The sequence below is a fragment of the Caballeronia sp. SEWSISQ10-4 2 genome (genome assembly GCF_030464885.1).
In the GTDB taxonomy this organism is placed as follows: Bacteria; Pseudomonadota; Gammaproteobacteria; order Burkholderiales; family Burkholderiaceae; genus Caballeronia.
The window spans coordinates 1-21,741 of the sequence record NZ_JALPRJ010000003.1 but is presented as its reverse complement, the minus strand read 5'-3'; the positions used below and the strand labels follow the sequence as shown (position 1 = coordinate 21,741).

Annotated in this window: 14 protein-coding genes and 4 pseudogenes; 10 read left to right on the top strand and 8 right to left on the bottom strand. The window is 57.8% G+C overall.

What is annotated here, in order from left to right:
- Positions 1-174: 174 nt before the first annotated feature.
- Positions 175-421 (bottom strand): annotated as a pseudogene (locus M0D69_RS02835) (oxidoreductase); the annotation flags it as partial.
- Between the two features lie 114 nt (positions 422-535).
- Here M0D69_RS02835 and M0D69_RS02830 point away from each other — a divergent pair.
- A complete protein-coding gene (locus M0D69_RS02830) occupies positions 536-823 on the top strand; it encodes a hypothetical protein (protein WP_301780565.1) in 288 nt (95 codons plus the stop codon).
- A 254-nt stretch (positions 824-1,077) separates the two neighbouring features.
- The gene (locus tag M0D69_RS02825) at positions 1,078-1,863 is read left to right on the top strand and encodes a hypothetical protein (RefSeq protein WP_301780564.1); all 786 of its coding nucleotides are present in this window, start codon (positions 1,078-1,080) and stop codon (positions 1,861-1,863) included.
- A 614-nt stretch (positions 1,864-2,477) separates the two neighbouring features.
- Here M0D69_RS02825 and M0D69_RS02820 read toward each other — a convergent pair.
- From M0D69_RS02820 to M0D69_RS02800, 5 genes and pseudogenes are all read right to left on the bottom strand, one after another.
- Positions 2,478-3,373: pseudogene (locus M0D69_RS02820) on the bottom strand (tyrosine-type recombinase/integrase).
- A complete protein-coding gene (locus tag M0D69_RS02815) occupies positions 3,366-3,758 on the bottom strand; it encodes a hypothetical protein (RefSeq protein WP_301780563.1) in 393 nt (130 codons plus the stop codon). The pseudogene M0D69_RS02820 and the gene M0D69_RS02815 overlap by 8 nt, the downstream one beginning before the upstream one ends.
- A gap of 235 nt (positions 3,759-3,993) precedes the next feature.
- A complete protein-coding gene (locus M0D69_RS02810) occupies positions 3,994-5,052 on the bottom strand; it encodes a hypothetical protein (RefSeq protein ID WP_301780562.1) in 1,059 nt (352 codons plus the stop codon).
- Entirely contained in the window at positions 5,049-5,543 is a 495-nt protein-coding gene (locus tag M0D69_RS02805; RefSeq protein WP_301780561.1) for a hypothetical protein, read from the bottom strand. The genes M0D69_RS02810 and M0D69_RS02805 overlap by 4 nt, the downstream gene beginning before the upstream one ends.
- A gap of 12 nt (positions 5,544-5,555) precedes the next feature.
- A complete protein-coding gene (locus M0D69_RS02800) occupies positions 5,556-6,014 on the bottom strand; it encodes a hypothetical protein (protein ID WP_301780560.1) in 459 nt (152 codons plus the stop codon).
- A gap of 830 nt (positions 6,015-6,844) precedes the next feature.
- Here M0D69_RS02800 and M0D69_RS02795 point away from each other — a divergent pair.
- Together M0D69_RS02795 and M0D69_RS02790 are read left to right on the top strand one after the other, a co-directional pair.
- Positions 6,845-7,672, top strand: coding sequence for a hypothetical protein (locus tag M0D69_RS02795; protein WP_301780559.1), 828 nt, complete (start codon positions 6,845-6,847; stop codon positions 7,670-7,672).
- Between the two features lie 621 nt (positions 7,673-8,293).
- Entirely contained in the window at positions 8,294-12,997 is a 4,704-nt protein-coding gene (locus M0D69_RS02790; protein ID WP_301780558.1) for a DUF3320 domain-containing protein, read from the top strand.
- A 576-nt stretch (positions 12,998-13,573) separates the two neighbouring features.
- On the opposite strand, the gene M0D69_RS02785 is transcribed toward M0D69_RS02790, so the two are convergent.
- Together M0D69_RS02785 and M0D69_RS02780 are read right to left on the bottom strand one after the other, a co-directional pair.
- Positions 13,574-13,972: a hypothetical protein gene (locus tag M0D69_RS02785; protein WP_301780557.1), complete on the bottom strand. Its 399-nt coding sequence runs from the start codon at positions 13,970-13,972 to the stop codon at positions 13,574-13,576.
- 587 nt (positions 13,973-14,559) lie between these two features.
- The gene (locus M0D69_RS02780; protein ID WP_301780556.1) at positions 14,560-15,285 is read right to left on the bottom strand and encodes an H-NS family nucleoid-associated regulatory protein; all 726 of its coding nucleotides are present in this window, start codon (positions 15,283-15,285) and stop codon (positions 14,560-14,562) included.
- 364 nt (positions 15,286-15,649) lie between these two features.
- On the opposite strand from M0D69_RS02780, the gene M0D69_RS43670 reads away from it, so the two are divergent.
- The 6 genes and pseudogenes from M0D69_RS43670 (at position 15,650) to M0D69_RS02755 (ending at position 21,686) form a co-directional block, all read left to right on the top strand.
- Complete coding sequence (locus tag M0D69_RS43670) at positions 15,650-16,060, top strand: transposase (protein ID WP_367619677.1); 411 nt, start codon at positions 15,650-15,652, stop codon at positions 16,058-16,060.
- Positions 15,952-16,467, top strand: a complete 516-nt coding sequence (locus M0D69_RS43665; RefSeq protein WP_367619682.1) for an IS5 family transposase — start codon at positions 15,952-15,954, stop codon at positions 16,465-16,467. Before M0D69_RS43670 ends, M0D69_RS43665 begins: the two co-directional genes overlap by 109 nt.
- A 73-nt stretch (positions 16,468-16,540) precedes the next feature.
- Positions 16,541-17,839, top strand: a pseudogene (locus M0D69_RS02770) (IS701 family transposase).
- A gap of 240 nt (positions 17,840-18,079) precedes the next feature.
- A complete protein-coding gene (locus M0D69_RS02765) occupies positions 18,080-18,535 on the top strand; it encodes an HU family DNA-binding protein (RefSeq protein ID WP_301780554.1) in 456 nt (151 codons plus the stop codon).
- 320 nt (positions 18,536-18,855) lie between these two features.
- Positions 18,856-19,146, top strand: a pseudogene (locus tag M0D69_RS02760) (HU family DNA-binding protein); the annotation flags it as partial.
- Positions 19,147-20,204: 1,058 nt separating this feature from the next.
- Positions 20,205-21,686, top strand: a complete 1,482-nt coding sequence (locus M0D69_RS02755; protein WP_301780553.1) for a hypothetical protein — start codon at positions 20,205-20,207, stop codon at positions 21,684-21,686.
- Positions 21,687-21,741: the final 55 nt, after the last annotated feature.

The following is a 21,741-nucleotide window of genomic DNA, read 5'->3' as shown; positions in this document are numbered from 1 at the left end:
GTAGAACGACCACCGGGTCTACTGTTTCTGCTGGCAACTCGTCGGCCAAACCCGCCAATCGAGAAGTCACAGAACCTACCTGTCTCGAATGGAAGCATTCAGGAAGATTGAACCGTCGAGATCGACCCAGTAGAGACCGTCAACTCTCTTAAGAGCGCGTCATCATCCGCTCAGCTGGTGCGCACCCCCGCGAATGCTCCCTGATTGGCTCACCATTGCGTCGTTCGCGGCACGCTTCGCCCACCAACCGCTCGACCTGCCGTGCGAGTAGATCAATTTCCTTGTAATCGCGACCTTCCTTCTGTTCCTTGCGCACGAGCTGGATCAGACGCGGCTCGAGCGTCGCATTGACGCGATCGACCGGGTCCGACGCGTCCCATTCATCGCTCCGTTTCCAGCTGTAGATCGTCGCGGCCTTCTTTCTTTGAAGAGCATGACCGCTCGTACGCAAGTCACATCTTGTTGCAACGGGATAAAGAGCGTGCTTCAATGCCGTGGGGACATACGAAGCGACCTTAGGATCCGGAGAACAAAAATGGCAATGGCAAGGAAGAATGGAAGAGGCCCGGGACACGCGAAGGCCGCCAAGAAGGTCGCTGCAAAGAGAGCGGCACCGGCCAAGAAGGTCGCTGCAAAGAAAGTGGCACCAGCCAAGAAGGTTGCCGTCAAGAAGGTCGCTGCAAAGAAAGTAGCACCAGCCAAGAAAGTTGCCGTCAAGAAGGTCGCTGCAAAGAAAGCGCCAACCAAGAAGGTAGCCGCGAAGAAAGCAGCACCGGCTAAAAAAGCCGCAGCCAGGAAGAACGGTCACGGTACCGGATACTAATGATCATGCGGGGACCGCCTCCCATTGGTTGGAAACCATTCGCGAGGCGCCCAGCACGCGTCGTCGCTACCAAAGCTCGTCGCTTCAAAACCTCCGGCGACGCGTCGAGCGAGCTACACGACATTTTCAATCACTGGACCGGAAAGCTGACTGAGTTTGGTCCACAGGCAGCCTTCGCGCTTATCGCAGCGAACTGGGCGGTACATGGAACGCGCACCGCAGAGATACTCTCGAACCTGTGGGCTCGATGGTCAATGATCGTTGCTGTTTCGTATCTCGCGGGTCACCTCGCGCTGATCGGAATCATGATCTGGCTAGTGACGCAGCGTCATGAGTACGTGGACGCAGACAAGGAACGGTGGGACCGAGAATTTGAAGAAAATGCGGGCGCCATGTCGCCTTGGCCGTACACGTCGCGTATGCAGAATCTCGGTAAATCCATGCGACTGTGTCATGTCTTCGGTCCTCTCATGAGCGGCATCTTGCTGATAGTCAGTCTCTTTTTCGGAAATCCGACGGAGCAAAAAAAGGTGTCTGAAGGCACCTCCGTCACTAAAGCTGCGGTGGCCATCGGACCAGAGCGCATCGGAGAAGTCGTCGGATTTCTGCCTGGTGCCACAGACCAGATTGAAGGGGGCACCGCGACCCTGTCCACATCAATGGAAAAGGCGGCACAGGTTTGGATAAGCAATCGCCAGTTGGGCAAAGAGGGCACTCTGTTAATCGTCGGCGCCACGGATCGATTACCGTTGAAAAGTGCCGAGCGAGAACGTTTCGATGCGAACGTTGGCCTCGCCCAGGCACGTGGCGAAGAAATCAAGAAGCTGTTGCTCTCAACATTAGGGACTCTGGCACCCACGCTTGCGCCAAGGTCCGAGCAGGTACTGGTGCTCACCGCCGGCCCCGGTCACGTATCGCCGATCGAAAAATGTCCTTCGTGTCCGTCGGAACACGGAAATCCTACAGACCGGCGGGTGGATATATGGGCCATTTGGGCGACGCCCGGGCGTGCTGAGAAAAACACCACTGCTGCGAAGTGAAATATCTACCGGCAACGTAAACCGAAGGGTGCAACGCGCGCTCAATCTGCACCTGCGTCGATCGCATCTCTTGGTCATCCTGCGTTCCGATCGGGGAAAACTGAAGACGCCCGGTTGCTGAGCGTTGTACGCAAACCGATATTAATGCATCTGTGCCTGCTACAACCTGGCGCTCGTAACGTCCTCCCCCGCGCGCCGGCACACGAGCACCTGGGATCCACCATCAATCGGCGAGCCGGGCCTGCTGCTGGCGCTGTCAGACGAAGTGACAACCGGCGGTTTCCTGCCCGCGGTCTATTCCGACCAGTTCCCAGCCCCCAGATCAAACCCCGATGAACACGTGCGTCAGTATCGCGTCGCTCGGAAATGGAAGTTGCCGAATGTCAGCAGTTGCAACGAGTCAAGGTCCGCAATGGCCGATGAAGCAACGTTCACTCTCGTGAATTGAATGGCCGCTTGCTGGGTGGATCCGACGTCTGAACTTCCGAGCGACGGTACGGGCAAATGACGCTTCATGGCCGAACTCGCTCCTTCAGCTACATGGATATATCGATCTACACTCGGATTCGTTCCATTTCATTAAGACCGATTTCGTCGCGGCGGCGATCGTATAACTAGGTTGTGCGCGTTGATGCGTGGTTTGCCATCAATGCCGCGTTCTCCAGTGCGCCGCCGTTTTTTAGATGGGCTGTGATTCCGGTTGCCCGGAACGTGTGGTTGCCGATCTTGGTGTTGATGCCGGCGCGATCGCGCGACGCCGAACCATCGCATACGCGTTGGCTTGCGGCAGCGGCGTCTTGCTGAGTCGGCCGGTGCCACGCTGGATTGTCCGAAACGAGGCGCTCTTCGCAACGGCCTCAATTCCAGTACTGTCGAGATACGCCTGCAAATAGGCGTCAAGCGCATGGTGACAGGCATTTCATGGCACTTCCCGCCCTTTTCATGGAGGCGCACCCAAGCCGCCGATTCTGCACATACACGTCCTCGACCCGCATTTCAACGGCCGCGCCAATCCACGCGAACGAAAACACCATCAAAGTGATCAAGGCCCGATCTCGGAGGCCAATCGGCGTGGTCACACCGACGCTGTCGAGCAGCTGCCGCGCCTCGGTCGCGTTGAGCACCGGCGTCTTACCTTGGCGCGTTGTGTGACTCGGCCCACACACGGAGGCGGCGGGATTGTGCGGCATCACCTGGCCGGTCACGAGCCAGTCAAACAGGTGACCACGGCCAGGTGCTGCTTAACCGTCGGTGTCGACAAGGTCTGCGTTTGCAGCTCGATCCAGGCGGCCACATGCAGCGGCTGCACATCCGTGATGGAGCCGACGCCGGCCTCCGCGCACCAAGCCATGAATTCGCTCACTGCATGCGCATAGGCACGTCGCGTGTTTGGGTTGCGGATGGCCGATGTGAAGCGCTCAAGAAACCGGATGCCAGCGCGTTCACCAGCACTGACCATCAGGGCGGCCAACGGCGCGGGCGACCGGCCAGCGAGCGCGGTCTCAGACATGATCGGTCGCGGGTTTTTCGTGCCGTTCCCTGACCGCCATCGTCAGATTTAAAAGCCCGAACAGTTCGTCCGCACCGGTCGCCTCGACTTCAACGTCGCCCATTGTCAGGCGCAATGTGCGCCCGGCTCGACCTTGCAGCCAGGCCCCGGTCGCGGAGGTGAGCGGGGACCCGGCGACCGGGGTGAACGGGATCATGAACTCCCCAACGAAGCCGTCACCCCCATCCGCACGGTCGGTCGTGAAGGTGACCGCGCTTATCTGGCCACCCTCGGCACGGGCGAGGCTATAGAACTGCCGTAGCTCGCGCTGGTATCCGGGACTGAAGGACGCCTCATCGTCGGGTGCGCGGACGAGGGTCAGACGCAGGTTGTCCGGGGTCGGCATGGCGGCTCCTGATATTTGTGATAAAGGACATCGTATATATAGCCGTCGTCCTAGAATGATCGACGAACAATGAATGTTCGCAATAGGCCATTGCATTCCTGTGAAGCCTGTGCATAGGGAGTGCTTCGGCCGGCCAAACGCCATCAGCGGATCGGCTCCCCAACGACGGTAGTGCCGCGCGCGCTGTCCACCAGCTCGATCAATTCGTCGTAGCGTTGAGTGCCATAGAGCGCGCTCAGGCAAGCAGTCGTGCCGATAAAGAACTCGCCGTGCTCCAGCCGCTCGCTTCTTCGCCTCGATGCGCATGGTCACCCTTTGACGCATCTTGGCGCTCCTTGTATGCCACCATCCTGCGCACCATCTCGTCGACTGAAGTTATCTCTTGCAGGCCCTTCTCAGTATGAGTTCTGGTGCGGTTGTCGTTGATCACCACAATCCCGTCCAGCGGGCGAACTAAGTTGCTTCGAGCGGGAAAGCCAAACGTAGACACGACCACACTACCAAATAATTTTACCGCCACCATCATCAGGTCGTTGACTCGGAAGCAGGCAACGAGGTGTTGTGCAGCGGTGAGATTAGGCAAAACCAGCAGCGGCAGCTCCGCCGCGAAAAATAGCTGTAGTCCACAGCTATCGAAGGCTGCGAAATCTTTCGCATGGATAGCTATCCTGAACGCAGTCGCGTCGGCGGATAATGCAAAACTATCGCCCAAAGTCCGACAAGCCATTAGATAGGCGATCTTGCATAAGCCTTTTGAAACCTTGAAAGGGTCCGACGGGAACTCGACTTTTACGACTGGCTGGTCAATGCGGCTGCGGCTGGCGATTTCCCATTTTTTCTCGCCGCGTTTGCTGAGGCGTTGCAGCGTGCTGTTAATTTGATCGTCGAAGCCTGCTATGCCGGTCAACTTGTTCGTGATCGGATCTCTTTTGTAGACATCCATGACCCGCGCCTGGCCCAATCCGTTTTTATTGAACGGGACGAGAACCTTCATACCGGTCTCCACAATGACGCCTGGGAGCTCGATAGTGACATCGCCTGTGCGGGACTTGATACCTTGCGACGCAGCCATGAACCTAAGCCGCGGGTCATGGATCAAGTCGCTGTCCACCGTCATTCCAAATGCCGAGTTGGAAGGCTTGTCCACCGGTAGGACAAACTGATTCGAGCCACCCATTGCATGAGGAATGATGTGCTCTTCGTCGACCTCTGCCAAATCCGCGATCGGTTTCAATAAGTAAGGGCAAAGCGTAAGCATATGCGGCGGTGCCGGCGCGGCCGGAATGTTGTTCATAGCTTGGTCTCCGCGCCTTCCGCCGGCTGCCAATCGGGAGCGAGATAAATGTTGTATTTGTTTGGGTCGAGGTTAAGTCTTATCCAAGCGAGGAACGCTTGGACTACGTCTGCCCGGTGACCAACGATGACGACGTAGTTTACAAGCGCTTTCAAGATAGCTCCGAGGGCGCATTCGTCGGGATCTATATCAACGAACCCGTCATCGTCATCATCCATGTGTTTGATCTGGTTGATGAACAGGACTTCGTTCATCTCTTGGCCGTGAACTTCCTTCGTTCTTGCAGGTGCGCCTCGTTCAAGTGCATTCTGCAAAGCGATCACAGTGAAATTTTCTTGCCCGCGGTTTAGCACTAGCCGGCAAAGGATTACGTCAGCGGCACCGGCGAGGGAAATGGCGGAAAATCGGTCGCCGCCGCTGACAAACAGACCAATTGCGGCTGTCAGCTGATGCTCCGCCAGTTCAAATCGACTATACGACTTTAGAGTCATCGCGGCCTCATCCTATCGGGAATGTGCTTGAATTGTTCCATCATCGCCTGGCCATTGGCTGGTCCAGGCCCAACTAGGAAAGGCTCTTACGAACGGTTCATCCGGGCCGTTTAGCGCAATGTAGTCGACTATGGCTCGAGACAACGCGCGAAAAGCCAGAGCGTCGAGGTCGAGCTCAAGTGGGTCCGCGTCGTCCTTTGACAGATGCTTGTGAGCAATAATACCGAGCGCCTTGTCGATATGATGGGCATATGACTTTCTCTTTGGCATATGCCCGACGCTTTCGTGGTGGACCCGTCGCGCGTAGTCCAAAAACGGCTCTTTGCCTGCTCTCTTGACTAAGGTGTCGAGAATTCCATTTGCGGCGCCCGCGAGCGTAATGACTGATGGCCGGTCCAATCCGCGCAAGAAGATGTTTACAGCCGTTTCCAGGTGACACTTGGCAATGTCTCCCTTGCAATAGCGCGTCATTTCACGGTGCCTTCGGACGTCGTCATCAATATACTGAATGCCCGCCCTTTCCGGCGGGCACAACACTGCCTACGCGTGCTCAGCGCAATTGGTGTAGATTAGACACAAATGTCTCAGCATTTTGTTGACACGGGTTTCTGGAAGGGGTCAACTTCGATTCAACGCCGCGAGAATCGCGACCCCACTCAAACACAGATAATGAGCGGCAAGAAGCAGATTCGCGACTTGCACCAGATACAGGTTTGCTGGACTCATAAGCCCTCCCGGCTTGTGAGAGTTGGTGAAGGGATCGCTTGAGACAACTTTGCGGGCGTATCGAGCGATCCCCTTCTTAGAAATGGCGTCCTAATGCGGGCGCCATTTTCGTTTCGGAGCTATCTATACCTCGACATCTCCTGAAATCATCCTAAACCTATTCGTATTTTTTTTCATGCAAATGCGTTGTTGATTTGCTTCGAAGTATTCCTAGCTTGGTGGAATTTTTTCGTTCCCGTAGACTTCTCGAAACTCGCTTCACCCCATGGCAGGCCCGTGATTCAAGCGGAGTTCCGCCGAGCAACGGCCCAATCCACAAGCCACTGAGCGCTTACGTGAACGAAACGCCGTCTCCGTTCGCAAGGATGATCTTGTCGGCGATGTTTGGGTGCTCTTCGTTCATCGTCCATAACTCGCTTCTCGAATAGGTCCAGCGCGTGCGTAACGCAATACGACTCTGGATCGCACCGCGCACCCCGCAGCTACGTCAGTTGATCAGGCTCAAGGTTATCGGGCGATTGCCGTAATGAGGATGTGGGTCTAATCCCGCCTATCAGACAGGGGACAACTAATCCATGGAAAAAACCAGAACTTTCGTTGGCAACTTGCTCGGCGCCGTGGCAGTTGGCACAGGTCTGTGGATCGCGATTGCCGACCACGTTGCTGCCGCGACAGCCTGTCTGTCGGCAGGCATCCTAATCTTGCTGCTCGCGAATATCAACCACTTCGAGTTCATCAAGGGATTCGGTTTTGAGGCCAAGACTAAAAAGCTGGACGAAAAAATCGAGGAAGCCGACCGGCTTCTCTCGAAGTTGCGGCTGGTGAGCCAGTTGTTCGCCGACATCTCGGTTCAACTGATGTCCCGAGCGGGCCGATGGGCCGGGCCGATTCCCAAACCTGAAACGCAGGAGCTTGTCACGCGAATTCAAGGGCTCTTGGAGTCTCTCGACGTAAAGAGCGCCGATATCGACAAGAGCCTCGATCCCTTTCACCGGATCACGCTTCGTGACCTTGCGACATCGTGCTTTAACGCATTCTTCGCTGAGCTGGACAGGCGCACGGCGCTCGTCAACGATGCAATGGCGCGGCGGGTGGCGGACGAACAAGCGCGGACGGGTGTGCCCATCACACCCGACGATGCGCAACATCGCACACTTCGGGAGGAGTGGGGGGCTATGCGGCAGTTCGCGCAGAAGACGCGACAAGAGTTTGAAAACGCCGACCCCTTTACGTTGGGCACTATACTCGAACATTCAGTTGCTGGCGCTCCCGGTTGGAAAGACACGGATCGGAGAGCATTCCTTGCAGCGGTGAAGCCGATACACGATGAGTGGAAGTTCTATGCGAAGAACCGGCGGATCAACGATGTCGGCGCATGGCTGGCTCGCGAGTACGGTCACTAGCCTTTGAGGGCCATGCCGATCCAGTGACACTGACGACTGCCTCGGCCGACCAGCCGCCAGCCGACCTGATCGAGCGAAAGGCCGTAGTACCTTAAAAACTGCCCTTCAGATCCTGCCGAGCTGGAAGGCTGAATTGGCCGGTCAGCGACAGATGCGGACGTTCCATGCGGCTCTATTTTCAGTTCCACGAATAGCAGTTATGGCCGACTACTCGCCGATATCGAGTCGACATGCTAAGGAACATTGTCTGGGCCGAGCCGACGCTCGGATGTCCGAGCGGCCGCACATCGGCCGCCTTTGCCTATTCTGTTCGGTGTTGCTCCATGCCGCTGAGACATTCGTTGCTTGGTCTGCGGGTTAACTCGCGCTGTTCTCCGATGAGGCTAAAGAAAATGGGCCGATCAGCCGATATCTCAGAGACCTAACTAACAAAGCGCAGAGACGTGTCCGGGTCCGCTCAGAAATTCTGGTAAATTCAGTACGCGTCGATTGAGCTCAAATCAACCCTACCTTTCGCCAAAGAACATTATTTGAATGGGGCAGGGAAGGACGAATCGACACCAGTCAAGAAGTCATCAAAAAAGCCGGTATCAGAGAAACTGGCGGACAGGGGGCAGATAAGTGGCAACCGTTGCAATCGACGAGCATTCGACCGATAAGTCAGATCGGTCGGCTTTGATCCGCCTGTTCAACGACACCCGCAAGCGGCTGGTCGAAACGGGGACCCGAAATCGGCTCGTGCACGTCAACCGCGCGAACGCACGCGGGAATGTCGTGAACATCGTCAACGAGCGGTCGGACGACGTAAACGCAATCCTTTCAGGTAGGAAGGCTGTGCGCTTCCTGGCTATCGGGCGTGACCGAGATGACTCCACTGACGGCATCCACTTATCCGATGCCGGTGCTGAAGGCTTCGAGCCCGAGCGCTACACGGATGCGCGGCTCGAAACACGTATGGGCCCCGATGCCCTGCAGAAGAAACTCCTCAAGATCGCGCGCGAGGCACAGACCGCTGAGGAGGAGTCGGGCGTCAATATCCTCTATCTGGCGCTCGGCTTCCTCACATGGTTTGAGGACAAGTCTTCGGCGGTGGCGCGCGAGGCGCCGCTCGTTCTCCTGCCGGTTGAGCTCGTTCGCAACCAGCGCACCTCGACCTACGATCTCCGTATCCGAGATGAAGACGTCCTTACCAATTTGCCGCTCCAGCAGAGGTTGAAGGACGACTTCGGCATCGAGTTGCCCGACATTGAGGTCGAGGAGGAGTGGAAACCTTCGATCTACTTCGAACAGGTTGAGGAGGTTGTTGCCGGACGGACCAACTGGAAGCTCGATCGTGATGGTATCCAACTCGGTTTCTTTTCTTTCTCCAAGCTCCTCATGTACCGCGATCTTGCGATCGACGCGTGGCCTGACGGGGTAATTGCCGAGCACGATCTGACGCGTGGGCTGCTGTTCGAAGGTTTCGAGTCCGAGGCTCCGCTCTTTGGCCCCGACGACCGCCTCGATGAGATGCTCCCACCCGAAAAGCTGTTCCACGTGGTTGATGCCGACGCCTCGCAGGCGCGCGTCATCGAGGAAGTCAGGTCGGGCCGCAACCTGGTCGTGCAGGGTCCCCCGGGAACGGGTAAGTCACAGACCATCACCAACATCATTGCGGCGGCGGCCAAGGAGGGAAAGCGTGTCCTCTTCATAGCCGAGAAGATGGCCGCACTATCCGTCGTGCATGACCGTCTCATGAAGGTTGGTCTGCGTGACGTTTGCCTTGAGCTTCATTCCAGGAGCGCTAACAAGAAAGCGGTGCTCGCAGAGCTCGCCCGAACCATTGGGGCCGCCGCCGCAGTCCCCGCCTTGCCCGGCGCGCCGATTGCCCTTACCGAAACCCGCGACAAGCTGAACCTGTTCGCGGAAGCTCTGCACTGTCCGATCGGAACAACGGGGGAGACAGCTTTCTCCGTGTTGAGCCTGCAGGTGCGCCACATCGGCTCGGGTGCACCGGCTCCGACCATCTCCAGCGAAGACCTCGCGCAGATGACACGGGAACAAGAGCGACACCTGCTCGAAACCGTTGCTCGCTACGGTGAACTGCTTAAGGAAGAGGGCGACGCCGACCTACATCCGTTCGCGGGAACCCAAAACCTCGATCTCCAGCCGCTCGACCTTACCCGTCTGTCCACGCTCCTCGAAACTGCGCGTGCTGCCGTGGTCGTGCTTGAAGAAGCTGTGGGTAGTTCCGCGCGAGCATTGGGAGTCACCGTCCCCATCAGCATTTCGTCGGTGATAAGCCTGGCGGACGTCCTTGACCGTCTGGAAGGGCTGCCGGCGGGAGCCGCCGACACCGCCCTCGCATTCCTTTCCGCGCCCGACTTGCCGAGGCTCAAGAAGGCGATCGAGGCCGGAGTTGCGTGGCGGTCAGCACAAGACACTGCCGAGGAGACATTCGTGGAGGCGGCATTCGCCGCGACGACGACCGCTTTGCGCGGACCGTTGGTGGCCGGCAGCCGGTCCTTCTTCGCTCGATTGGGCGGTGCTTATCGCACCGCGTCTCGCGTGCTTGCGGGGTTCCTGCGCGGCGCCCTGCCAAAGACGGCGGATAAGCGCGTCGAATTGGTGGACTGTCTCGACGGTGTCGGATCCCGCAAGGCGCGCTGGGAAGACAATAAAGACTATTGCCTTCGCGTCATGGGCGATGCCTGGCGTGGCGAGCGGACGGACTTGGGGCCCCTCCTGACGATCGCAACGTGGTGCCAGCGCATCGGCGATGCTGCGCTGAGTTGCCCGCATGACGCACTGCTGAGTCTCGCGCAGCAACCGGATGTGGTCGCGAAGACGCGGCGCATGCTACGCGAAGCAGAGCCGACGACCCGTCGCGGGTTGAACGAGGTTGTCCGCGTTTTGACTCTCGACCCAACCGTGTTCGGCGATTTGGGCCTGGAAAGGGCTGAGCTCGGCGAGATGGCAGCGCGCCTCGGTGCGATGGCATCATCGACCGACCGTTACGCGGCCTGGACGAATCTGAGGCGTTTGGAACATCGCATGACGTCTGCTGGCGTGCCGGACCTGATGCGAAGGATGCAATCTGGTGAATTCGATGGTGCAGCGGCGGCAGTGGAACTTCGCTTCGCACGCGCCGAGCGGCTTTGGCGCGTAGCGCTTGACTCGTCTCCGGTGCTTCGCGACATGAGGCTGGAGAGGCGCCATGAGCTCGTCGAGACGTTCGCCTTGCTCGAGAGGAAGCGCTTGTCGGAGAATGTGACGGGCATCCTGGCTGGACATTTGGCACAGGTTCCGCAGGGCGCGATGGGCGAGATGAAGGTGATCCGCGGCGAGATCGGCAAGAAGCGAGGGCATATCGCGGTCCGCAAACTGTTCTCGAGTGCGGGCACGGCCGTGCAGCGGATCAAGCCCGTCCTGCTAATGAGCCCGATTTCCGTGGCTCAATATCTTCCGCCTGGGGCGTTGACCTTTGATTTGCTTGTCATCGACGAGGCGTCGCAGGTGCGTCCCGAGGATGCGCTGGGCGCCATCGCACGCGCCAAGCAGATCGTGGTGGTCGGCGACCAGAAGCAATTGCCGCCGTCGTCCTTTTTCGACCGGCTTCTCGACGACGAGGCCGACGATGATCCGGGTGAGGAAGGGGAGGAGGATCTGCTCGGCGGCGCCGCGAAGATCAGTTCGATGGAAAGTATCCTCAGCCTCTGCGAGGCCCGCGGCCTCGGATCGCGCATGCTTCAGTGGCACTATCGCTCGCGCGATCCCTCGCTCATCCGGATGTCGAACAGGGAGTTCTATGATGAGGAGCTCATACTGCCTCCGTCACCGCTGCAAAATGATCCCGCCTACGGCCTTTGTTTCACTCGCGTCGATGGTGTCTACGACAAGGGCGGTAAGCGCGACAACCGGAAAGAGGGCGAGGCGATTGTTGCTCGCGTGGCCGAGCATGCCCGTATACATCCGGAGCTTTCGCTCGGCATTGTCACTTTCTCATCGACTCAAAAGAACCTGATCACGGAGCTTTTGGAGCTTGCGCGACGCAACGACGCGACTCTCGACGCATTCCTTCGCGAAGGACAAGCCGAGGATCTATTTGTCAAAAACATCGAAAACGTGCAGGGTGACGAACGTGACGTGATCCTGGTCAGCGTCTGCTATGGTCCCGCTACACCCGGTGGCAGGCTTGCCAGCATGGCCTTCGGACCGGTGAACTTGGAGGGCGGTGAGCGCCGTCTCAACGTGCTCTTTACCCGTGCGCGTGTGCGATGCGAGGTGTTCGCCTCGTTCGATCCCGGCGATATCGACCCCAGTCGCGTAAGCCGCGAAGGTGCGCGCATCCTTAAGCGCTTCCTGGAGTTCGCGAAGAACGGCAACATGGATGACGCTAAGCAGACGGGTGAGATGGCTGATTCGCCATTCGAGGAGGATGTCGCCGACGTCATTCGCAGCTTCGGCTATATGGCCGACCCGCAGGTGGGATCAGCGGGCTTCCGCATTGACATGGGAGTTCGGCATCCAGATCGCCCAGGCACGTACGTTCTGGCAGTTGAGTGTGACGGCGCGACCTATCACAGCGCGCTGTGGGCCCGGGAGCGCGATCGCCTGCGGCAGGACGTGCTCGAACATCTTGGATGGCGTTTTCACCGGATTTGGAGCACCGACTGGTTCTACAGCCGTCGTACGGAGATCGAACGTTTGCGAGTCGCTCTTAACGCCGCGCGTGAGATCGCCGAGGCTGGTGTGAGAATCGACGGCGCAAACCGGGCACGGCCGACCGCGGCCGTAGAGATGGCTGCTCCCGCCTTTGAGGTTCCCGAGGTCGTCGCGAGGCAGATGCCCGCTTATCAGCGTGCGCATTTCCCGGTGAACAGCCGACAGGAACCTCATGAGGTTCCTGTCTCGATGCTGGCCGATCTGGCCAAGCGCATCGTGGCAGCCGAGGGGCCGATCCATCTTGAGGAGGCCGCGCGGCGCCTCGCGGCATGCTTCGGCAAGGAGAAGGCCGGTTCCCGTATTCTGACGGCGACACGTTCGGCGCTGGTTCAAGCACAGTCGCGCGATCAAGATATCCTCTCCGACGAAGACTTCTGGTTCACACGAGAGCACTCAGACGCGCCGCCGGTCAGAGACCGGTCCGCCGAGAGCGGAGCGACCTTGAAATCCACGAGCATCTCGATGCTCGAGATCAACGCGGCGCTGAGGATTGCTCGGGACGACAACGCCGGTGGCTCTGACGCAGATTTGATCCGTACCGCAGCGAGACTACTCGGGTTCCGTCGCGTGGGCTCTGATTTGCAGGTGCGCCTAGCGGCAGGGCTTTCGATAATTGGTTAAGCTTCATCGAGGAACAGATGTCGAAGTCGCGCCGCGCCCGGCTTGTGTCCCGCAGCGAATGGTCAAGGCCGAAGAGTGATCAAGACGGTTCAAGGCCAAGCACCCGCTTAAATGCGGAGAATTGGTCGAACCTTAGCGCCACCTCTATAACTTAGTGATCTTCCTTCGGTTCGCGGGTTGCTTCGAACTTGATCGCGATCGACTGGTTCGGCGGCTAGCTTCTTGCGAAGGCGGTGCGTTGACGCGTTTCATGAACGCCTGTTCTTGCGGGCTCTTCATACCGATTTTTAGCGCGTCAAGGTAGTCCGCGTACGATTACATCATGGCCCGGCGCAGGGGCAGATAAATCGCGTGTTTGTAGTCGCCCGCGATACCCTCTTCGAGATGGGAAAATTGCACTTCGACGTGGTCCTTTTCTACACAGGCGTATTGGCAAAAGAGGAACTGCTGTGTGCCTGGAAAGCGGAGCGCTGTCCTCGTTTCGTTGAAGAGATAGAGACGATACCTCGATTTTGTGGCACCGCATCGCCTTGGCTGTCGTACTACCCGGGTTGACTACGCTGCCGCCTGGCCACTTCAACTGGGGTCGACCTCACGTAGGCACATAGGTGCAACGCCGGAATGCTCAATTTGCAATGAACGAATCGGGACAACAATCTTTGTATTCATCTCATGGCCGTACGTATGGATCAGAAACTTCTCAATTTCGTCGATGTTAACGAGAGCTTCTTGGTCCAGTAGCCCGATATATAGCTTCGCTCCATGCCGAAGACAGCCTTCAATCCAATGTCGATAACCGACGTTATAGCGCCCACTCGCTCGCAATCCGTCACGCTCTCGCATATGGCCGCCAAAGAAGCTCTTATGCGCTTTTCCCCAATAGAACGGCTTGTCATTCCATTCGTGCAGATAAACGATTCCCGAATAATCGCGCGCTTCTGCGTACGTATTGCATTGGTGCCATGTGATCTTCATTGGAATCGTGTGCTTTAGTTGAGATGCCGGGCATTCCCTGCGAACGCATGCTGGGGAAACGGGAATCCTGACCACCAAGGATCAGGACAGAAAAGGCCAAAAATGTTGCCAAAGTCACCTCATAGTGGTCATTGCTCGGCGAGAACTGGTCCGTATCGGATGGCAGCTAGAGCATTGTCTTTGAACTGGCGAATCTTCGGGGTGGGTCGCGTGCAGTCGATCAACGACTGGCGGGGTCCGGCCATCGGCAGCTGTTCGCCTGCACGCCCAACGAGACCCTCAAACGGCCGTTACATCAAAGTGGCAGACATTCGGTGTCGTAGGAAGATGACTGGCTGGATCCATTGAAAGCCGGGCTTCCGGAGCGGTAGCTTAGATGACAACTTTTCCACGAAAGCGCGCGGAGGCTTTCCCTCCAAGGCTCTCCGGCCGAATTGCGGGTCGCACCCGCAACTGACAACTGCGCTCAGGTCGTCGACTCGGCACCTGTCGCGACTGGTGCCGCTGGAGCAGCCGCGGCTGTGCATGCGCGCGGTTCTTTTCGCCGATGCCGTCTAGCCCGTAGTTGCGGCTTTCCTAGCGATGGCCTACTTAGCCGGCGCCTTGGCGATCACAGTCTTCTCAGCAGCACCCTTCATTGATGTCGTCTTCTTCTGTACTGTCTTCTCTGCAACAGCGCTGCTTTTGGACGAAGACTTCGACTTACCGGCTTTGCTCGCGGCACCGGTCTCAGTCGCGACGGTGGCCGCGTTGACAATCAAAAATTTCGAGCGGTCTTTTGCCGCCGCAAGCCATGCGGGCGCCGGGCCACGCCCGCTCCATTTTGCGCCGGTCTTGGGATCGACGTATTTCGCCGGCTGCGGACCTTTGCGCTGTCCTTTGTGAGTCACAGCACTGCCAACTGCCACGGTTTTCTTGGTTGCAGTCTTCGCCGTTCTCACGGCGCCGCCGTTCGTGCCATCAATCAAGAACTTACTGCGGTCCTTCGCATCGGCAATCCATGCCGGCGCGCGCCCGTGTCCGGTCCACGTGGCGCCTGTTTTAGGATTGCCATATTTCGGCGGCGTGACTCCGGTGACAACTGAGCTACTCGGCACCTTTCGCGTCGCGGTGGTGTTGGGCTTGGAGCCAGCCGGTCGGCCGCGCTGCTTCTTTCCAGTCGAGTGGGCGGCGATGTCCGCGGTAGTAAGACCATGCTCTTCCATTAGCTTGCGGATATCGGTCAGGACAGACTGCGCGCGCTTGGCAATCAATTTTTCGGCTTGCTCTTGAAGCTTCTTCATCTTGTCTTTGATTTGTTCGAGTGTCGGCATTGCGGCCTCCTTAGTAGATCTGCCCGCAATATGCCACGCGCGCTTCAATTGCGAAAGGCTTGAAAAGCCTTCGCACGGCGTACGTGCAACGAACAACTATCATAGAACGTTGAGGATCGTCAGCGAGTCAAGGTCTGTGTGCCACTGCCTGCGTACCCCACATAGCGCTGAGTCGATCACGAAATGAAGCGCTATTTTTGCAATGTAGCGACTGTCCGAGAGCAGGGCTGTTGTCTAGTTCGGGCCATTTTAAGGGCGCTCGAAGCCATATTCGGTAAAAGGCCAGTTCAAAAAGAGCCCGGAAGGGCTGTTTACTTTTCCGCCAAACGGTTAACCTTGGATGCCATGAACAATGGATCAAGGAATGCCGGCACCTATCATCGATGACGAGCTGTGGACACTGATCGAACCGCTACTTCCGCCTCCCAAACCGCGACGCAAGCGATACCCTGGGCGCCTGCCGGTCTCGGACCGCGCAGCACTCAATGGCATCCTGCTTGTGCTGAAGACAGGGATGCGATGGAACCATCTGCCGACCCGGTTGGGCTTCGGCTCTGGAGCGACTTGCTGGCGTCGGTTGCACGACTGGCAGCAGGCCGGGGTGTGGGACAAGCTGCACGGGCTGCTGCTCGACAAGCTGCGCGAATCCGGCCAGCTCGATCTCTCATATGCGGCTGTCGATTCATCGTCCGTGCGAGCCGTTGGGGCGGGCCAAAAACTGGGCCAAACCCCACGGATCGCGCACGACCAGGGTCCAAGCACCACGTCCTCGTAGACGCGAACGGCGTTCCGGTCAGCGCGATCCTGACCGGCGCGAACCGCAACGATGTCACGCAACTGCTGCCGCTGGTCGACGCTATCCCGCCGATTCGCGGCACACGCGGCCGACCGCTCCGCAAGCCCAAGGTCATCTACGCCGACCGTGGCTACGATTCTGATGCGCATCGCCGCCGACTTCGCGAGCGAGGCATCAGACCGGTCATCGCCAGGCGCCGCACCGAACACGGCAGCGGCCTCGGCAAATTCCGTTGGGTCGTCGAACGGACTCACTCGTGGCTCCATGGTTTCCGTCGTCTTCGCATTCGCTTCGAACGTCGATCTGACATTCACGAAGCATTCCTCAAACTGGCCTGCTCGCTCGTCTGCTGGAACATCTTCAGCCGAACTGAGCGGCCTTTTTGAACTGGCCTCTAATACTACAGCCGTAACTATTTATCGCCTATACTAGTTAGTAATGCTACTTATATAGCGCGATATGAAAACACTCGTGAGTACGTGGGAACGTGAGCTGGAAGCATTGCATGAGCGTCTCGCGGTCAATTTCAGTCGTTCGGAATCGCGGGAGCGGTCCCTTTCTTATCTAAAGGGATTGCTCAGTACGGTCGAGCGCAAGAATGGCTGGCAACTCGCCGAATGGATGGGCGAGTCAACACCGCACGGCGTACAGTATCTGCTTGATCGTGCCCGGTGGGATGCTGATAGCGCGCGCAATGTGCTGCGACAGTACGTGGTCCAACAGTTGGGCGGGCGTGACGCGGTGCTGGTCGTGGATGAGACCGGCTTTGTCAAGAAGGGCGAGCACTCAGCCGGTGTCCAGCGCCAGTACAGCGGGACTGCCGGGCGCATCGAGAACAGCCAAATTGGCGTGTTCCTCTGCTATGCAGGCGAGGGTGGGACTGCTTTCATCGATCGTGAGCTCTATTTGCCAAAATCCTGGACAGATGATTCGCAGCGCTGCAAGGCCGCTGGCATTGCCGAAACGGTGAAGTTTGAAACCAAACCTGAACTGGCCAGACAGATGCTGAAGCGGGCACTGGATGCGGGCGTGCCTTGCGGCTGGGTGACGGGCGACGAGGTGTACGGCGGTGACCGGTCTCTGCGGCTATGGCTGGAGTCGCGCGAGCAGCCCTTCGTTATGGCTGTCGCGAAGAACGAACCACTATGGTGGCAGGGACCGACGTACGTTCGTGCGGACCGGATTGCGCAGAGCCTACCCGCCCGTGCGTGGCGGCGATTGTCAGCAGGCACTGGCGCCAAAGGCGAGCGCCTGTACGACTGGGCACTTACTGAACTGTGGCGCTTGCAGATATCCCCAGAGGAGCGCCGCTTTGGACATTACCTGCTGGTACGACGCAGCCTCGATGAGAAGCAGGAACACGCCTATTACATCGTTTATGCTCCACGCAGCAAGGTGACGAAGCAGACACTGGTCAATGTCGCGGGACGTAGATGGGAAATCGAGATTGGCTTTGAGGCTGCCAAGGGCGAGTGTGGCCTGGATCAGTATGAGGTGCGTCATTGGCAGGGCTGGTATCGACATATCACCCTCGCGCTGCTCGCCCATGCTGTTCTTGTCACGCTTCGCAAGCGTGGTAAAAAAAACTCCTGAAGGCATGATGCCGCTAAGCGTCCAGGAGATCCGCCGGTTACTCTGCCGGATTTTATGGGACGGACTACATTCGATCAACCATGTGTTGCAATGGTCAATCTGGCGTCGTACCCATCAATGGCGGGCGCAACAGTCCCATTACCGCGCACGCGGGGTGCAACATAATACATAGTTACGGCTGTAGTACTAAGAGTTTTTCTGGACCCGCCCGCATGAAGCAAGGTACAGGTCACCATTTTCGTGACTTTCATGCAAAAAACCCCTTAATTCATGGCCTCAGACGTTGCGTCATTGTGTCGGTGTTGGTACGCTGGCGCCCATCCCGAGGATTTGTACCTTTGCGCTAGTCGGTGACGGCGCAAAGGCAAAGGTCTTGGGCAACCTTTGACTACAAGAGAGGAATTCATGGCAACAACCGCTATCAAGAAAACTGCGGCTCCCGCTTCCAAGAAAGCGGCAGCACCCGCCAGCAAGAAAGCTGCTGCTCCAGTCGCGAAGAAAGCGGCCGCGCCTGCTGTGAAGAAGTCTGTTGTCGCCGCTCCCTTGAAACCTATCAAGGATACGTTCACGAAGGCATCGCTGACCATTCACCTGGCCGAGCGCTCGGGCGTGGAGCCGAAGGCGGCCAAGGCGTTGTTGGCGGCCCTCGAAGAAACGGTGCTCGCATCGATTCACAAGAAGGGCGCGCAGGAGTTCACGCTGCCAGGCTTGCTGAAGGTGGTCGCGCAAGACGTGCCGGCAAAGAAGAAGCGCTTCGGCAAGGACCCGTTCACGGGTGAAGATAAATGGTTCGCGGCGAAGCCGGCTTCGGTGCGCCTCAAGGTTCGCCCGCTGAAGAAGCTGAAGGACGCAGCTCTATAAGCGAAAGTGTTCTGACACGACAACGCCCCTTGCGACGAAAATCCGAGGGGCGTTTTCCATTTCCCGCCGGTGGCCCATGACGTCGGCGCAGCTATCGGAAAGCGGGTGTTTCGTCCATGAGCCGAGCGGGGCATTCTTCGGTCTGTTTGACGGAATTGCGGGTTGATTCGCCATCGCCCTAACTCACGCGCCCGCTTGCACCACAGGCGTCCGATCGGGTACCGTAAGCGTCGACACGTTGCTGTCGAGAGGTCCGGGGAGGTCGCCGAAGGACTGGTTCCTTCGGGCACGCTGACGTTCTGTAACGATTATCCAGGAGGGATGCCATGAACAAACAAGAGTTGATTGATGCCGTCGCGTCGTCGACCGGAACGAGCAAGTCGGCAACGGGAGAAGCAATCGACGCGCTAATCGGGACGATCACCACCGCGCTCGTGAAGGGCGATACCGTCCAACTGATTGGCTTCGGCTCGTTCGGAGTAGGCGCGCGGGCCGCGCGCAACGGGCGCAATCCGGCTACCGGCGAAGAGCTGAAGATTCCGGCTTCGAAGACTGTGAAATTTACCGCCGGCAAGGCGTTCAAGGATGTGGTGAACGGCCACAAGCAATAAGCCGGTCGATGTATTCGCTTAAAAGTATCCGCTGAGCGGCGCACAAGGTCATCTACTGGTAGGTTGATGCAGATTGCACGGGGGGCATGACTCGGCCACGAACGAACGCTCAGGTCCTGCCTGTACTCCTCACCGAATCGGAACGCGGCCTGGGCATTTTTGCGGGAAAGCCGTTGAGAGGGAAGTGTCGGGGAGTACAGGAGTAAACCGATAAATTCATTTTTTGGTTGTCACTGTTTCGCAGGGCCGTCGTGGATTGCGCGAGAGTATGGATAGCATGTGCCTGCCGCATCGGAGGACTTTCACTGGATGGAGTGAAAAAAACAAACATGTCACTTTCAAAACGGTCACTGGACTCAGCGGCGCGAACCCATCTACTGTGCTATTTGGTGGCGAGTGCGCTCGCATCCCATTCTTTGACGAAAACATGGCGCGTCGAACACGTCGTTGAATCAGTACGCATCTGGTTGGCGAGAAACATGATGTCGGCCAGTTGGCTGGACCGCCTGATGCTTGGACAGCTGGCGCTACAGTTATTCCGCGAGCACTTGGCTGCTTCTGACGTAGTACGTGAGTCCGACGCGTCAGCGTTGTTCACGAACGAGTTAGGGTTGAATTATCAAAACCCCCTCGTTGGACGCATCTGGCAACGGTGCAGCGATGCGCTGCATACGAGCTCCTACGGAGCCGGCGCATAGCGGGCATTTACGAACGAGGGCCCACGGCTCGCGTGGACGTTCGAACGTTGGTTGTGCCCAGGCAACGGACCTTCGTGCGCGAAACATGTCAGTCTCATTATCGGCCATTGCGGTTGTTGGTGAGCTTGTCCCAGTATTCGCGAATGTCGGCTTAAGGGGTAAGTTGAACCGGCGCTATCGGCCACGAACGGCCATTGCCTGGTGCTCCGATCGGACATTCGAACGTCGCCTTCGTCCGCGCATCGGGTCCAGCGCGCCGATCGCGCCGTGATCTTTTCGAAAGCGACGCCGGAGAGCTATGTTCATTCAGTTTAATGCGAAGATTCACGCTCAATATTGCTCCGTTCTCGGGGGATCCGCATGAGCGAGCCACATTGCTGTTGGTCGATCAGCTTTATACCGCTTCGGGCGCAAGATCCGAAATTCTTCGGATTTTCTGAGTTCCTGGCGGCCCTCGCACTAATGGTTTTGGCGTGGACCATCGCGGACATCCGTTACCGGTTCAGAGTTAGGACCGCGCCATTCCCTCTGCAAGGAGGCACGTACACGATCGTCGGGATAGTTGGTTTGCTCACCTTGCTAACTGACTGGTGGCGCGCGGAACAGTGGCTTGTCCCCGAAGGAAAGCTGCTGACACCCGCCTCTTGGCAGGCGTTGTTAGGAGGCATATTTCTCGCGAATTTTATGGTTTGGGCCTGGTTTGCTTTCGTTCGGCCGCCCATCTTCGGTCGCTGGAACGCCAGCCGCTTTGCCCGTCAGTTTTACCTTGTGATCGTCAAAGGATCACCTACTGAACTTCCGGAAATTGCAGACGAACTGGAGCGGTCGGCGAAGCACCTGATTCGGCACACCTGGTCTAATGCCGAACTGGAGGCACAAAGGAAGTTACTTTCACGTGGTCAAGTGCCGGCGCGTACGCGCCGCAGTAGCACTCGTCAATACGCGTATGACGTGCTACTGCTTCTCGCGGACCGCAAGTTTTGCAGAAGCGTTGTTCAGTCCGCGCCTTCGACAGTATTGGCGCTCTTTGAAGCAATCAACACGCAGAACAAGTATGACGTCGCGCTCGGCACGTTTGCCAAAAATATTACATCCGAGGCGATAGCGAGCAAGGATTCTTTTGCTTATCACGAAGTAGCAGGGTATCAGACCGGATTCATCGGATACTACAAGCCGCTGACCTCAGCGCTTTACGGAAATTATTCAGTGGTGAGCAAGCTCGAGCATGTCTTCGATGTTCACCATGAAGAAACGCGCCGATGGCAAGCGGATCAATGGGCTGCCTTCTGCCGCCTAGTTCTTGTGACATTTCGAAGTTATGTGAGCGCGGGCGCGCAAACTGAACAACCGTTCGTCCTGAATCGCGTTGCAGGAATCATATCCCGCGCCCCAACCGCCCTCTATAAGTTGAACGGCGCACCGCAGGACAGTTGGGCGGACGACGAACTGGGCAAGCTATCTGCCGCGGTCGATTTTGCCATGGAAGCCGTCAACATTCTCGACGCTAGCGAGAACCGACTGAACGTTCCGCTTCGACGCAAAAAGACAGACCCGCGGAGTGATGCCCATGAGTTGATTGTGAGAGTAGTCGTTAACCTCATTCTCCTCGCCTCGCAGGTCAAGCAACCGCGCGATCTGTGCTGGACGGTCCAGTATATCGCCGTATGGAGCGATTTGTTTGCGGTCCAGTCGGATGGGCCTGCGGGAAAAATCATCCTGTATAAGGTGCGGCGCCGGCTCTACGATGAGGTCGTCAGAATGACTAAGTTTCCGAACTTCAAGAGTTCGAAACTGCTCGCGATGCTCCTCAATGGACGGCGACAATCAGCAAGTCCGGCGTAGCGACAAATGGAATGAACGCCCCCACCTATCGGACGTTAGGATCTGAAAAGTGGAC